General features: G+C 49.9%; 17 protein-coding genes. 13 read left to right on the top strand and 4 right to left on the bottom strand.

The annotated features are described in order from the left end of the window. Positions 1 to 134: 134 nt before the first annotated feature. From FQV43_RS08435 to FQV43_RS08420, 4 genes are read right to left on the bottom strand one after another with little or no spacing between them, the layout of a single operon-like run. Entirely contained in the window at positions 135 to 1,820 is a 1,686-nt protein-coding gene (locus FQV43_RS08435; RefSeq protein ID WP_146339971.1) for an ABC transporter family substrate-binding protein, read from the bottom strand. Positions 1,821 to 1,873: 53 nt separating this feature from the next. Then, on the bottom strand, positions 1,874 to 3,829 hold the full coding sequence (locus FQV43_RS08430; protein WP_144275442.1) for an ABC transporter ATP-binding protein: 1,956 nt from the start codon (positions 3,827 to 3,829) through the stop codon (positions 1,874 to 1,876). Beyond that, positions 3,826 to 4,710, bottom strand: coding sequence for an ABC transporter permease (locus FQV43_RS08425; RefSeq protein WP_144275444.1), 885 nt, complete (start codon positions 4,708 to 4,710; stop codon positions 3,826 to 3,828). The genes FQV43_RS08430 and FQV43_RS08425 overlap by 4 nt, the downstream gene beginning before the upstream one ends. Beyond that, positions 4,711 to 5,694 (bottom strand): ABC transporter permease, encoded by a 984-nt coding sequence (locus FQV43_RS08420; RefSeq protein WP_146339969.1) that lies wholly within the window; start codon positions 5,692 to 5,694, stop codon positions 4,711 to 4,713. Positions 5,695 to 6,444: 750 nt separating this feature from the next. Here FQV43_RS08420 and rpsJ point away from each other — a divergent pair. From rpsJ to FQV43_RS08355, 13 genes are all read left to right on the top strand, one after another. Then, a complete protein-coding gene (gene rpsJ, locus FQV43_RS08415; protein ID WP_003848085.1) occupies positions 6,445 to 6,750 on the top strand; it encodes a 30S ribosomal protein S10 in 306 nt (101 codons plus the stop codon). A 31-nt stretch (positions 6,751 to 6,781) separates the two neighbouring features. Further along, the gene (gene rplC, locus FQV43_RS08410; RefSeq protein WP_144275448.1) at positions 6,782 to 7,438 is read left to right on the top strand and encodes a 50S ribosomal protein L3; all 657 of its coding nucleotides are present in this window, start codon (positions 6,782 to 6,784) and stop codon (positions 7,436 to 7,438) included. Then, a complete protein-coding gene (rplD, locus tag FQV43_RS08405) occupies positions 7,435 to 8,085 on the top strand; it encodes a 50S ribosomal protein L4 (protein WP_144275450.1) in 651 nt (216 codons plus the stop codon). The genes rplC and rplD overlap by 4 nt, the downstream gene beginning before the upstream one ends. After that, a complete protein-coding gene (rplW, locus tag FQV43_RS08400) occupies positions 8,085 to 8,390 on the top strand; it encodes a 50S ribosomal protein L23 (RefSeq protein ID WP_144275453.1) in 306 nt (101 codons plus the stop codon). The genes rplD and rplW overlap by 1 nt, the downstream gene beginning before the upstream one ends. A 24-nt stretch (positions 8,391 to 8,414) precedes the next feature. Then, positions 8,415 to 9,257 (top strand): 50S ribosomal protein L2, encoded by an 843-nt coding sequence (gene rplB, locus FQV43_RS08395; protein ID WP_144275455.1) that lies wholly within the window; start codon positions 8,415 to 8,417, stop codon positions 9,255 to 9,257. A 16-nt stretch (positions 9,258 to 9,273) separates the two neighbouring features. Further along, complete coding sequence (gene rpsS, locus FQV43_RS08390) at positions 9,274 to 9,549, top strand: 30S ribosomal protein S19 (protein ID WP_144275457.1); 276 nt, start codon at positions 9,274 to 9,276, stop codon at positions 9,547 to 9,549. A gap of 3 nt (positions 9,550 to 9,552) precedes the next feature. Then, on the top strand, positions 9,553 to 9,918 hold the full coding sequence (gene rplV / locus FQV43_RS08385; RefSeq protein WP_144275459.1) for a 50S ribosomal protein L22: 366 nt from the start codon (positions 9,553 to 9,555) through the stop codon (positions 9,916 to 9,918). Continuing rightward, on the top strand, positions 9,918 to 10,658 hold the full coding sequence (rpsC, locus tag FQV43_RS08380; protein WP_144275461.1) for a 30S ribosomal protein S3: 741 nt from the start codon (positions 9,918 to 9,920) through the stop codon (positions 10,656 to 10,658). Before rplV ends, rpsC begins: the two co-directional genes overlap by 1 nt. A gap of 3 nt (positions 10,659 to 10,661) precedes the next feature. Continuing rightward, positions 10,662 to 11,078, top strand: a complete 417-nt coding sequence (rplP, locus tag FQV43_RS08375; protein ID WP_144275463.1) for a 50S ribosomal protein L16 — start codon at positions 10,662 to 10,664, stop codon at positions 11,076 to 11,078. Further along, a complete protein-coding gene (gene rpmC, locus FQV43_RS08370; protein ID WP_144275465.1) occupies positions 11,078 to 11,308 on the top strand; it encodes a 50S ribosomal protein L29 in 231 nt (76 codons plus the stop codon). Before rplP ends, rpmC begins: the two co-directional genes overlap by 1 nt. 2 nt (positions 11,309 to 11,310) lie before the next feature. Beyond that, entirely contained in the window at positions 11,311 to 11,589 is a 279-nt protein-coding gene (gene rpsQ / locus FQV43_RS08365) for a 30S ribosomal protein S17 (RefSeq protein ID WP_144275467.1), read from the top strand. A 134-nt stretch (positions 11,590 to 11,723) separates the two neighbouring features. Then, positions 11,724 to 13,109, top strand: a complete 1,386-nt coding sequence (locus FQV43_RS08360) for a M20 family metallopeptidase (protein WP_146339967.1) — start codon at positions 11,724 to 11,726, stop codon at positions 13,107 to 13,109. 53 nt (positions 13,110 to 13,162) lie between these two features. Next, on the top strand, positions 13,163 to 14,818 hold the full coding sequence (locus tag FQV43_RS08355; protein WP_144275471.1) for an AbgT family transporter: 1,656 nt from the start codon (positions 13,163 to 13,165) through the stop codon (positions 14,816 to 14,818). Positions 14,819 to 14,853 lie beyond the last annotated feature (35 nt).

Below are 14,853 nucleotides of genomic sequence, written 5' to 3'. Positions count from 1 at the left end.
CCTGCATGGTAGAGGTTTGTAACGGCAGGTAATCAGTATGTTAGATAACTGTCGATTGATAGTAAAGGGGTGGGGGTAACAAAAATGCCTAGGCTATTGCAGCCTAGGCACCTTAAAAGAAACCTTATGAACTATTAGCTCTCTTTGAGATATCCAATATCTTCCTTAGGTACTGTTGCGAAAGTAAGTGGACCGAAGTTCACTAAACCTTTCTTCATTGCGCTAATAGAAGCACCATTAAGGTAAGGAACCAAACCGTATTCCGCAAGAGCTTCTTTCTCTAGTTCATTGCCACGCTTGTACTGTTCTTCTATGGTAGGAAGTTTTTGTAATTCACGGATTTTTTCATCAAACTCTGCAGAACCAAGACCTGATTTATTGAGTTCAGAATCAGAGAGGTAGTGCTGACCGAAATTCTGTACCCCATTAGCTGAACCACCGCCAACGACAGAACCGATTATATCGAAGTCTCGGTTAGCCATGACAGTAGAGAAATCAGAACTGGGGCGACGATCAATCTGTAGGTCAACACCGACATCTTTCAACATTTTTTGAGTAGCGACATCCATTGCGTCAAAGACTGGGTCGGAGTCAAAAGTTACATAGCGCAAAGCTAGTTTCTCACCGTCTTTTTCACGGATACCATCAGAACCTTCAACCCAACCAGCCTCATCTAACAACTTTTTAGATTTCTCTGGGTCGTAACCCGCTACTTCACTGAAGTTATCCTCATAGTATTCCTGGAATGGTTTAGCAATAAAGGATCCAGGCAACTCCTCAGTGTAATCCAAACCGTTATAGCGGATAGTGGCAAGCTGCTTACGGTCAATCGCGTTCACAATAGCTTCACGAACTTTAATATCCCCAAGCAAAGGTGTCTTGGAGTTGAGGGTGTAGTAAGACACAGAGTTACGGCTTGCTGCGCGAATATCTACGCTATCGCCCATATCTTTAGCAATTTTTAGCCGATCCCTGGTTGATACACCTGTAGCATCAATTTCCCCAGCCTTGAATGCATTGATGGATGCCTCATTGCTCATCTGCTTGTAGGTGATTTTTTCCAGCTTTGCTGGATCTCCCCACCATTTTTCATTGCGCACGAATGTGGCAATACCAGCTTGGCGATCAATTTTTTCTACCTTGAATGGTCCAGCGCCGAGTTCTGGTTTTGCAGAATCAAGGTAGAACGTGTTGAAGTCCTCTGCCGTAGTGATGCTTGGGTGCAGAATAAAACCAAACATTTCTTCCCAGAAAGGGAATACACGGTTATACGTAACAACAGCTTGCTTATCATTTTCACCTGGTGTTACTGATTCAATATCAATATAGCCATCTGTACTATCAGGTACTGCACCTTCTACGGAACCACTCTGAAATTTGCGTGTAGTCTCAAAGCTGCGCCAGTCAATAGGAGTTCCATCATTGAATGTTGCCTTTTCATTGATGGTATAAGTGACCTTTGTTTTCCCATCCACTACCTCGTGCTTCATATCGGTGAGGTAGTCTTCATTGATAGACGGTTTACCTGCTCCATCTGTCAAAATAAGAGTGGGATTATATGTTTCCCATAGCTCGCGGCTATCCAGCGTAGCATCTGCTTGCATCGTGTTAAGTTGAGGTGTAATTTCAGAAATCGCAAGCGTGAGCGTGCCGCCGTCTTTGATTTTATCGCGCTCAGTAGGAGCATAGTTTCCTGCTTGCTCAACGCTAATGCTAGCGCCACCAGCGGCAGAATCAGAACCATTGCTACTACATGCAGTCAGTGTAATGGATAGGGTTGCTGCCATAGCGATGGCAGTGGAACGAAGAAGTGACTTCATCAATCTCATCTCCTTTTTTCGTAGTGAGGGGTATCGTCGTGAAGCAAAATCTTTTAAGGAACTCTCGACGAATAGTCTTGTTTTTCCCGCTGAATTGTGGGATCGGGGATGGGGATAGCCGCTAGTAATTTTTGGGTGTATTCATGCTGTGGATTATCAAAAATTTCGTCGACGCTGCCTTCTTCAACGAACTCCCCTTGATACATCACAGCAACTCGGTCGGAAAGGTGCCGAACTACAGAGAGATCATGGGAGACAAAAAGATAAGACAATCCAAGTTTGCGTTTTAGCTCATCGAGAAGATTGATAACGCCTGCCTGGATAGACACATCCAGTGCGGACACCGGTTCGTCGAGGGCGATAATTGATGGATTGGTGGCCAGGGCACGTGCTAGGCCGATGCGTTGGCGTTGACCACCAGAGAAATGACCAGGGAATCGGTCTATCTGGGAGGCGTCTAGCCCAACAAGACCCATCAACTCGGATACACGCTCGTCGATATTGCCCTGGTAGCCGAGGGAATGAAGCGGTTCGGCTAGAACTTCTTTAATAGTCATGCGTGGGTTGAGGGAGCTCATGGGATCCTGGAACACCATTTGGATGTGGGATCGTGCCTTGCGCCGTTGGCTGCGAGACATTGCGTGAGCGTCCTGTCCATTGAGGATCACGGTGCCGTCGCTGGGATTCAGGTCCATAATTTCGCGCAGAGTGGTTGTTTTACCGCAGCCGGATTCCCCCACGATAGACATACATTCACCAGCGCGAATATCAAAGGTTAGACCATTAACGGCCTTTTTAACACCCACTTTGCGCTTTAAGAAAGCACCTTTAAGAATGGGGAATTCTTTTTTTAATTCCGTTACTGAAAGCACGCTATCGCGCTGTTGCCTTGGTATATCCGCGTACATATCGTCGGGAAGCTCCGGCAGTGGAAAGAGGCGCTGACCATTGATTTTCTGGTCGTGAATATCGGCACTGCGCACACACGCAGCATGGTGCGCAGGCTGTGTGGTGATTGTTTCTAGCGTCGGTTCGGCATGAGTACATTCATCAATCGCGATGGGGCAACGGTTAGCGAATTGGCATCGCTGCTCAAGGTTCACCAGGATCGGCGGAGAACCCTCAATGGGGGTTAGCGGTTGGTGTGTTTTCTGATCCACCCGTGGAGTGGAACCCAAAAGGCCAATGGTATAAGGCATTTTTGGTTGCTTGAAGATGGTGTACACGTCCGCTTTTTCTACCGGGCGCCCGGCATACATCACCATGACATCATCAGCGATACCCGCAACTACACCCATATCGTGTGTAATCATAATGGTCGCCGCGCCTGTTTCTTTCTGAGCCAGCTTGATCACATCAAGAATCTGCGCCTGGATTGTGACATCCAAAGCAGTAGTTGGCTCATCGGCAATGAGCACCCGAGGATTATTCGCGATTGCCATAGCAATCACCACGCGCTGGCGCATACCACCAGAAAATTGGTGTGGGAAAGAATGAACCTGCACATCAGGATTGGGGATGCCCACAAGATCTAAAAGCTCAATGGCTTGTTTCAAGGCTTGTTTTTTGGAGATATGCTGGTGTGCCTGAATTGCCTCGATGAGTTGCGCGCCCACGGTGAGCACCGGGGTGAGCGCAGACAGTGGATCCTGGAAAATCATACCGACGCCATTGCCCCGGATTTTAGACATTTGTTTGTCGTTGAGATCTAGGAGCTCGGTGCCGTCGAATGAGATGGAGCCCGTGACCTTTGCATACTGCGGCAGTAGCCCCATGACTGCCAATGAGGTGACAGATTTACCGGAGCCGGATTCTCCCACAATACCAAGGGTGCGCCCTGGGTAGAGGTCAAAATCTACTCCGCGTACTGCGGAGACTGTTCCTGCTTCTGAGGGGAAGGATACGGTGAGGTCACGCACGGACAGGACGGGTTGCTGGGCGGTCGCCTGTTGTGGTGTAGCTGCTTGTGGACTGCCGGTGTGTGGCGTGTTCATCTTGTTCTCGCTCATGCTCGGCCTCCAGATTTGGAATTAGGATCAAGTGCGTCACGAAGCCCATCGGAAATAAAAGCCATGGACACTGTGAGGAGGGTCAACACCGCAGCAGGGAAATAGAACTGCCACGGTGCGGTGTTGAGCGTGCCAGTGCCACCGGAGAGCAGCGTACCGAGTGAAACATCAGGGATTTTAATACCCAAACCAAGGAAAGATAATGCTGTTTCGGACATCACAGTGGAGACAATTCCCAATGTGAACTGGATAATCAGCAAGGAACCGATATTGGGAATGATATGCCGAGCGATAATCCGCAGACGGGACACACCCATATAATCCGCGGCGCGAACATAATCATTTTCACGAATAGACAATGCCAACGTCCAGATAACTCGGGACTGATACATCCAACCGAACAGGATCAGCACCACAATGAGCAATTTCCAATCTCCACCTGAACCGGAAACCAACAAAGCAATGAATAAGAAAGAGGGAATGGCTAAGAGGAAGTGAATAATAGCCAAAACTACTTTTTCTACCCGCCCGCCATACAGCGCAGCACCGGCACCGATAAACGAAGAAATGATTGTGGTGCTCAGCGATACTGACACTGCAATAATGAGCGAACGCCTCAGTCCATGCATGGTCTGAGCAAAGAGGTCATTGCCTGAGTCTGTAGTACCAAACCAGTGCTCATTAGAAGGGGGAGTGGCTAAGTTAAGGAAGTCCGGGTCGTCGAAAGCCCACGAAGTGAGTTTCTCGCCAATGAGCGCAGCCACTGCCAATAGAACGAAAATAATAAGCCCGACGACGGCAATCCTATTGCGTAAAAAGCGCTTGGTGTATAGCTTGAGCTTGGAAGTCCCTCGGGTCACTTGTGTTTTAGTCTCAGACATTTAGCTCACCCTCACTCGTGGGTCGAGGATCACAACAACAATATCTGCCAAAATTGCCGATACAGCAGTGGTGGCAGCACCAAAAGCAGCCACGGCAACCATAGCATGCACATCATTTTTGGCCAGTGCATCGGTGAAATACACACCCATGCCGTTCCAAGCGAAAATGCGTTCTGTCATCACTGCACCAGTGAAGATACCCGGTAATGAAAATGCCACAGAGGTAGCGACCGGAATGATAGAGGTGCGTAGGGCGTGACGTCGAACAGCCTGAGCGCGAGTTAAACCTTTGGCGCGGGCTGTACGGACATAATCAGCGTTGAGATTATCGAGCAAAAGCGAACGCTGCGTGAGGTGGTAGCCCGCATAAGAAATAATGAGCAGGGAAATTGTGGGCAATGCTAAGTGCTGCGCCAAATCCACGAGGTGTGGGAAGAAACCGGAAACATCAGGATTAGCGCTACCGGTCACGTAGAAAACGCGGTGCCCGCTCCACTCATTGATTTTCAGTGCTGCCCACACTACCAGCAAAGAAGCCACCACAATGTGGATATTCATGGTGATAATAGATGCACCCTGCCAAAAGCGATCCGCTATTTTATATTGGCGCGAGGCGGTATAAACGCCCAAAGCAACACCGATAATCACAGAGAGAATCGTGGCGAGCAAGAGAAGTTCTGCTGATACCCAAATGCGGTGTGCGATCTGACTGTTCACGGACTCACCCACAGGAGATTTACCCCAATCCCAGTGCAAAATTACTCCTTTGAGCCATGTCCACCAGCGTTGGATAAGTGGAGTTTCTGGGTTGAGGTTGAGTGGGGTAAGGATTGTTTCGATTTGTTCTGAGGAAAGTGGCGGACGACGCCCACGATAATTTGACCGTGGGTCAAGAAAGAGCGACGCCAAGAAATAGGCGATATTGGTTGCTAGGAAAATAATAAGCAACCAGCTCGCCACTTTCTTCACGATGTACTTAATCATCTCTGAAATCCTTAAGTTGGGAGTCAGTTTAAGGAATACCTGTAATTTAATCTATATTGCTATCAAAAAGGTATTCAGTGGGTATGTGTTTTGGGTGATTTTTCTGGTGGACTGTGGCTAAAAATACATCTCATAGGTTATTTATTGCGTAAAAAATGCATTTTCTTATTTACCCCCAAACGGTTGGGTATTCCCCCTATCGGAATGTGCTGATGGTGCGATATGGATGGGCGTCGAAAAGCGTTATTGCCCTGAGTATTTCTGCCTGAAAATTACGGCTTGCGTTCCTGTGCTATTTATGTTTTACTATTCAGGTTGCTTTGACATATAAACACTCCATGCTCATGCGAGTTCATGTGATGTTTACGTGGCTTAGTGACCATGACACCTTTCATGGTGGCAAGCGTAAAAGCTGGCCACAGAGGATCCTTAAGGGGTATGCACAGGGCAATCGCCTGTTCTACCTTGAGGGTCGGAGTGAAGGGAGTATGGCAAATAAACAGCGGCAGTATTACCTCAAGGGTTCGCGTCATGCGAATATCCCTTCTGGCTTGTTTTCATGGGGTAGCTCATGGAAGATGTGTGGCGTGTGTTTGTGCCTTACGCCCCATCTCCACCAAGCAAAGTAAAGAACTGGCGTTGCGCCCATACTCCTTAAGGTATCGGACAACGTTATAGAGTAAAGAATGAGCGATTCTCACCAAGCCTTCATTTATGAAGGAAGTGAGACAAGCGAGGAAGAGGATAAGCGTGGCGGGACAAAAGATCCGCATTCGGCTCAAGGCTTATGACCACGAGGCTATCGACGCTTCTGCAAAGAAGATCGTTGAGACAGTCACCCGTACTGGTGCTCGTGTAGTTGGACCTGTGCCATTGCCTACCGAAAAGAACGTATATGCCGTTATTCGTTCTCCACATAAGTACAAGGATTCTCGCGAGCACTTCGAGATGCGCACGCACAAGCGCCTCATCGACATTCTCGACCCGACGCCTAAGACGGTTGATGCACTTATGCGCATCGATCTTCCAGCTAGCGTCGATGTGAATATCCAGTGATCGACGAAAATTTGGCAGCGGAGAATAAATAATGAGTGAAACTGAGATCAAGGGCATTCTGGGTACTAAGCTCGGCATGACTCAGATCTTCGACGAAGAGAACCGCGTTATCCCGGTTACTGTCGTTGAAGCTGGTCCATGTGTCGTTACCCAGATTCGCACTGTAGAAACCGATGGCTACAACGCTATCCAAATCGCATATGGCGAGATCGACCCACGCAAGGTAAATAAGCCTGCAGCTGGTCACTTCAAGAAAGCTGGTGTTACCCCACGCCGCCACCTCACCGAAATTCGTCTCGACGATGTTTCAGGCTACGAGGTTGGTCAAGAAGTTACCGCGTCCATCTTCGAGGGAATTACCTACGTTGATGTAACCGGTATCACCAAAGGTAAGGGCTTCGCCGGTGGTATGAAGCGTCACGGCTTTGCCGGACAAGGTGCATCTCACGGTAACCAAGCAGCTCACCGCCGTGTTGGTGGTATTGGTGCTTGTGCTACCCCAGGTCGCATCTTCAAGGGTAAGCGCATGGCTGGTCGCATGGGTCAAGATCGCGTTACAACCCAGAACCTTAAGGTTCAGAAAATCGACGCCGATGCTAACCTCATTTTGATCAAGGGAGCTATCCCTGGCAACCGTGGTGGCATTGTTACCGTTAAGACCGCAGTGAAGGGCGGTGCACACGCATGACCAATCTAAAATTGGACGTTCACACCGCTGAAGGCAAGACTGATGGTGTAGTGGAACTACCTGCAGACATCTTCGATCGCGAAGCATCTGTTGCTCTTATGCACCAGGTTGTTACTGCACAGCTTGCTGCAAAGCGTCAAGGAACCCATTCAACAAAAACTCGTGGTGAAGTTCGCGGTGGTGGCCGTAAGCCATTCCGTCAGAAAGGTACCGGTCGTGCTCGTCAGGGTTCGATTCGTGCCCCTCACTTTACCGGTGGTGGTATTTCACATGGCCCTAAGCCACGTGACTACTCCCAGCGTACTCCGAAGAAAATGATCAAGGCTGCTCTTTATGGCGCATTGAGCGATCGTGCACGTCACGAGCGCATTCATGTGGTATCTGAGCTTGTTCCTGGTCAGACCCCTTCAACCAAGTCCGCACGTGCGTTCATCGAGCGTTTGACTGACCGCAAGAATGTATTGTTCGTTGTTGGTCGTGAAGATGTAACCTCACAGAAGAGTGCTCGCAACTTGCCAGGTGTGCACATTTTGCACGATGACCAGTTGAATACTTACGACGTACTCAAGTCTGATGACGTTATCTTCTCTCTCGAAGCTCTTAACGCTTTCATCGACCGTACTGCGGCGAAAGAGGAGGAGAAGTAATGGCTAAAATTACAGATCCACGAGACATCATTCTCGCCCCTGTTGTATCTGAAAAGTCTTATGGACTCATGGAAGAAAACACCTACGTTTTCTTCGTAGCTCCAACTGCAAATAAGACTGAAATCAAGATTGCTGTTGAGCAAATCTTCGGCGTGAAAGTTGCTTCCGTTAATACTCTTAACCGTGCAGGTAAGCGTAAGCGTTCCCGCACTGGTTTCGGTACTCGTAAAGCAACAAAGCGCGCTTATGTGACACTTCGTGAGGGCAGCGACGCAATCGACATCTTCGGCGGATCAGCCGCTTAAGAAAGGTCGAGGTAAGGACAAACTATGGCTATTCGTAAATACAAGCCGACAACTCCAGGTCGTCGCCAGAGTTCTGTTTCCACTTTCGACGAAATCACTCGCTCGAAGCCGGAAAAATCTTTGGTGCGCCCACTTCCAAAGAAAGGTGGCCGTAACGTACACGGTCACATCACCGTTCGCCACAAGGGTGGTGGACACAAGCGCCAGTACCGTCTCATCGACTTCCGTCGTAACGACAAAGACGGTATCCCAGCAAAGGTTGCGCATATTGAGTACGATCCAAACCGTACTGCAAATATCGCATTGCTTCACTACATCGATGGTGAAAAGCGCTACATCGTAGCACCAAAGGGTCTTACCCAAGGACAAATGGTTGAGGCTGGCCCAAATGCAGATATTAAAGTTGGAAACAACTTGCCATTGCGCAATATCCCAGCTGGTACTGTTATCCACAACGTAGAACTCAAGCCAGGCGCTGGTGCAAAACTAGCTCGTTCTGCTGGTTCTTCTATCCAGTTGCTGGGTAAAGCAGGTAAATACGCTATCTTGCGTATGCCTTCTTCAGAAATCCGCCGTGTTGACATCCGTTGCCGCGCAACCGTTGGTGAAGTCGGAAACGCCGATCAGATCAACATCCGCTGGGGTAAAGCTGGACGTATGCGCTGGAAGGGCGTACGCCCAACCGTTCGTGGTGTCGTCATGAACCCTGTGGATCACCCACATGGTGGTGGTGAGGGTAAGACCTCCGGTGGACGTCACCCAGTATCCCCTTGGGGTAAGAAAGAGGGTCGCACTCGCAACCCTAACCGTTATAGCAACAACATGATTGTTTCTCGTCGTAAGACGAAGAGCAGCAAGAAGCGCTAAGAGGAGGTAACGAAAGATGCCACGCAGCCTTAAGAAAGGTCCATTCGTCGATGAGCACCTCCTCGCAAAAGTTGATGCTCAAAACGAAAAGGGAACCAAGCAGGTTATCAAGACCTGGTCTCGCCGTTCTACCATTCTTCCAGACTTCATTGGTCACACCTTTGCTGTCCACGATGGACGCAAGCACGTACCAGTGTTCGTGGATGATTCAATGGTCGGACACAAGTTGGGCGAGTTTGCACCAACCAAGACCTTTAAGGGTCACATCCAGGACAAGAAGGGACGTCGATAAGCGATGAGTGAAGTAGATATCACTTCAGCACGCGCAACCGCTCGTTTCGTCCGTGTCTCTCCGATGAAAGCTCGTCGCGTGATTGATCTAGTACGCGGCAAGTCCGTCGAAGAAGCATTGGCTATCTTGAAGTATGCGCCACAAGCTGCTTCAGAGCCGGTTGCTAAAGTTGTTGCATCTGCTGCAGCAAATGCAGAAAACAACTTCGGCTTGGATCGCCGTTCACTGGTTGTTTCTGAAGCATTTGCTGATGAAGGACCAACAATGAAGCGTTTCCGTCCACGCGCACAGGGTCGTGCATTCCAGATCCGTAAGCGCACCAGCCACATCACTGTGGTTGTCGAGAGCCAGAAGGAAGGGGCCAAGTAGTGGGCCAGAAAATCCACCCGCACGGCCTCCGGTTGGGCATTACTTCCGACTGGAAGTCCCACTGGTACGCCGACAAAAACTATGCTGAGTACCTCGCAGAAGACATCAAAATCCGCGAGTTCCTCACCAACACTCTAGATCGCGCTGGTCTTGCTGACATCGTCATCGAGCGCACCCGTGATCGAGTTCGCGTTGATATTCACACCGCACGCCCAGGTATTGTTATTGGTCGTCGTGGATCTGAGGCAGATCGTTTGCGTCGTGAGCTCGAAAAGCTCACCGGCAAGCAAGTTGCCCTCAACATCCTCGAGGTAAAGAATGTTGATGCTAACGCTCAGCTCGTAGCGCAGTCTATTGCTGAGCAGCTGACCAACCGTGTGGCATTCCGTCGCGCGATGCGTAAAGCAATCCAAGGTGCAATGCGCCAACCTCACGTAAAGGGTATTAAAGTTGTATGCTCTGGTCGTCTTGGCGGTGCTGAAATGGCACGTACCGAGCGTTACCACGAGGGTCGCGTTCCATTGCACACTCTCCGTGCAGAAATCGACTACGGTATCTACGAGGCTCACACCACTTTCGGACGCATTGGCGTTAAGGTGTGGATCTACAAGGGTGACGTTGTCGGTGGTCGTCGTGAGAGCGAAATCAACGCATCTGAACAACGCCGCAACCGCGGTGGCAACGGGCGTCCTCGTAGTCGCCAACGTCGCAACCGTGCTGAACAGAAGCAGGAGGGCTAAGAAATGCTTATCCCTAAGCGCGTAAAGTACCGCCGCCAGCACCGTCCAACTCGTTCTGGTGTGTCCAAAGGCGGTAACCGCATCAATTTCGGTGATTACGGTATCCAGGCACTAGAGCCTGCTTACATCACCAACCGCCAGATCGAATCTGCGCGTATTGCTATCAACCGTCACGTTAAACGTGGTGGTAAAGTGTGGATCAACATCTTCCCAGACCGTCCTTTGACCCAAAAACCACTTGGTGTTCGTATGGGTTCAGGTAAAGGTCCAGTGGAGAAGTGGATCGCCAACGTTAAGCCAGGTCGCATTCTCTTCGAGATGAGCTACCCTAACGAGGAAATCGCACTAGAAGCTCTACGCCGCGCAGGTCAGAAACTACCTTGCAAGGTTCGCATTGTTAAGAAGGAGGACCAGTTCTAATGGCTACCGGTACCCCTGCACATGAGCTTCGCGAGCTAAACACCGAGGAGCTAAAGACCAGGCTGGCTGAGGCTAAAGAAGAGCTATTCAACTTGCGCTTCCAAGCCGCAACAGGTCAATTAACCAATAACCGTCGCCTACGCACGGTCAAGCGCGACATCGCCCGCATCTTCACCGTTATCCGCGAGCGTGAACTGGGCTTGTCTGTGGTTCCGGGAGCTGAGGCTTAATCATGAGTGAGGCAAACGTGAACAAGAAAGAAAAGGGTGCTCGTAAAGTTCGCACCGGCTACGTTGTTTCTGACAAAATGCAGAAAACCATCGTAGTTGAGCTCGAAAACCGTAAGCAGCACTCTCTATACGGTAAGACGATTCGTACCAACTCCAAAGTGAAAGCTCACGATGAGGAAGAAATCGCTGGTGTAGGCGATCACGTACGTATCGAGGAAACTCGTCCACTATCCAAGGACAAGCACTTCCGTTTGGTAGAGATTATCGAAAAAGCTCGCTAAGAGTTTTCCGCAATCACTATTTGCAAAACCGCCCCGCAGAGGGCGGTTTTTGCTATTCCACCACAAAAGCCCCACGAACACTACCGCCTTGGCTCACCAGAGAATTAGCACCCCAGCTGTGCTAACTTTGGAACATGACCAGTGAGCAAAGTAAAAAATTACCGGACAAACCTCAAACCCCCTCAACTGCCTACCTCGACTACCTCTCAGAGAAAATCGCCACCGACGCTCGACGCAGCGTCGAAAGCACTGAAAAAGGGAAAGAGACTGCTGCCACCGCTTTCCACGGCGCACCCTCGCAATGGCATGAGCGTGTTGTCGCAGTAGTAGAACAGCTCGAAGAGGATCTAGCGCAGATTGTCCGTGAGCTTCATGCTCACCCTGAGGAAGGTTTTGCGGAGTATCAATCCTCGGCACTATTAGTGCGTATTCTAGAAAAGCATGGCTGCCAGGTAGATCATGGTTGCTATGGATTGGACACAGCGTTTCGCAGCGAGTGGGCAAGCCAGGATTTTGAGGAAAACACTCACCCCACCATTGCTATTTGTGCAGAGTATGATGCCCTTCCGGGCATCGGTCACGCCTGTGGGCACAATATCATTGCGGCCAGCGGCATAGGCGCATATTTAGCAGCACGGCAGGTGCTTGCAGAAAATAACGCAGCCGCCCGAGTAGTTCTTTACGGCACGCCTGCTGAAGAAGGCGGTTCAGGTAAGCAGCTTATGATTGAGCAGGGCGCATTCCGTGAATGTGATGCCGCAGTGATGGTGCACCCATTCAATATGGATGTGGCAGAGCACGCTTGGGTAGGGCGCAGATTTCTCAAGGTCACGTTCAGTGGAATTGCTGCCCATGCCAGTGCGCAGCCTTTTATGGGCAGAAATGCTCTCGACGCCGCCTCTTTGGCTTATCAGGGCATTGGGTTATTGCGTCAGCAAATGCCGCCCTCAGACCGAGTGCATGCCATTATTGCCGATGGCGGCAAACGCCCATCGATTATCGTCGATAGTGCAATTATGGAACTCAATGTGCGTTCGACGATGATTCCCACGCTCGTAGATTTATCTGAGCGCATTGAAGATATTATGCACGGTGCTGCCTTGATGACAGGCTGTGCAGTGCGCATTGAATGGGATGATAATCCCGCTACTTTGCCAGTGCGTAATAATCATGTTTTGGCGCAAAGCTGGACTCGTGCTCAACAGGGTTGTCAGCGCAATCCAGTGCCTGCGGGGGTAGTGCCAGATACGGTTGCTGCTTCGACAGATTTTGGTAATGTGAGCCAGATTATTCCTGGTATTCACCCCATGATTGCTGTTTCTGATTCTGGTGTGGCTTTGCATACCACAGACTTTGCTCAAGCTGCGATTTCTCCAGCAGCCTATCGTGCAATGCGTGATGGCAGCATTGGTCTTGCTGCGGTGGTGCTTGATGGTGTTTATGATGCACAGTTATTGCAGGCAGCTCGGGTGGAGTTTGAGCAATCGGGTGGGCAAGTTTTCGCAACTGAGCTGTTTTAGTTTATGGTTAAGGGCAATACAAAACCTGTTGAACAATAGGGGAGGCTGTCTCGATGTCCGAGTCCGACCACAACACACATAACGCTACTGCAGTTGCTCAAGGTGATAATCACCCCCCAAAACAAAGTGCTTGGGCACGGCTGGGGGATAAAACACTCAACGGCATTGAACGCGTAGGTAATAAATTACCTGAGCCGTTTACGCTCTTTTTGATTCTATTCTTCCTCACCGCCATTGCCTCGACGATCATGGCATGGACACATCAAAGCGTCACCGTGCCTGGGGATCAACCTCAAGAAGTAGCTGTGAAAGGCTTTTTCACCAAAGAGGGTCTTGCCTGGATCAGTACCACAATCGGCGCGAACTATGTGGGATTCCCACCGCTTCTTACAGTGTTGCCCATTTTGTTGGCAGTAGGCATTGCCGAGCGTTCCGGTATGCTCTCTGCTTTGGTGCGCAAAATCTTCGGTTCCTCGCCTAAGTGGGTGTTGCCGTATGCAGTGGGTATCGTTGGTGTAACCGGTTCTATCATGGCTGACTCTGCTTTTGTGGTTATTCCGCCTCTTGCTGCGATGGTGTTCAAGGCGAGTGGTCGTCACCCTGTTGCGGGTTTGCTTGGTGCCTTTGCCGCGGTAGGAGCTGGTTATTCTACAGCATTGGTGCCTACCTCTCTGGACGCATTATTTGCCGGTATTACGACCTCGGTGATGGAGAACCTGCCTGATTCTGCAGCTAGCCCAGTTAATGCGCTCTCGAATTACTACTTCAACATTGCGTCTTCGGTGGTGCTTGGTCTTGCTGCTGGTTTCATCATTGATAGGGTCTTGGAGCCGCGTATGTGGCGCCAAAGCGTGCCTGCGGAAGAAACTTTCGACGAAACCGAAGATCTTTCTGCTCGTGGCGACCGCGACGCCGAGGGCAATGAATTATCTGCTACGTTGACAAAGACCGAGTCAAAAGGTTTGCTCTGGTCCTTGCTTGCTGCCGTATTAGTGACTATCGCTATCGTCGGAGTGTGCTTTATGCCTGGTTCGCCGTGGCGTAATGAGCAAGGGCAGTTCTTACCTAAATCGCCTTTGCTTGATTCCATTGTGTTTATCGTGGTGCTGTATTTTGCTGTGCTCGGTTTGGTTTATGGTGTGGTTGTTGGCTCCATTAAACGCATGGAAGACGTAGTGAAGATGATGTCTGATTCCATGAAAGATATGCTCAGCTTCTTAGTATTGGCTTTTATCCTGGGGCAATTCGTTGCGCTATTTTCTTGGACTGGTATTGGCACCTGGACGGCAGTCAAAGGCGCTGCCTTACTTGAGACCATTGGTTTGACTGGGTTTACTGCTATTTTTGCGTTCATTCTATTGGCAGCAGTATTGAACTTGCTGATTATTTCCGGTTCTGCCATGTGGACGCTCATGGCGGCGGTCTTTGTGCCAATGTTTGCTCTGCTTGGCTATGAGCCGGCGTTCATTCAGGCGGCATTCCGTGTGGGTGACTCTGCAACGCAGATTATTACGCCATTGAATCCTTATATGATTGTGATTTTGGGACTATTGCGTCGTTATGAACCTAAGGCGGGTATTGGTACGTTGATGAGCCGCCTGCTACCGTTTACCCCGGTGTATTTCCTCCTCTGGGCTGCGCTCTTGGCACTGTGGTTCTATGCAGATTTGCCGCTGGGTCCGGCCAATGGAATTTTCCTTGGTCAATAAGGTCTGATAAAGCGCCTGCTGTTGCAGCAGGCGCT

It is taken from the genome of Corynebacterium sp. sy039, from assembly GCF_007904105.1.
GTDB lineage: Bacteria > Actinomycetota > Actinomycetes > Mycobacteriales > Mycobacteriaceae > Corynebacterium.
This window is presented reverse-complemented; position numbering and strand designations above follow the sequence as displayed.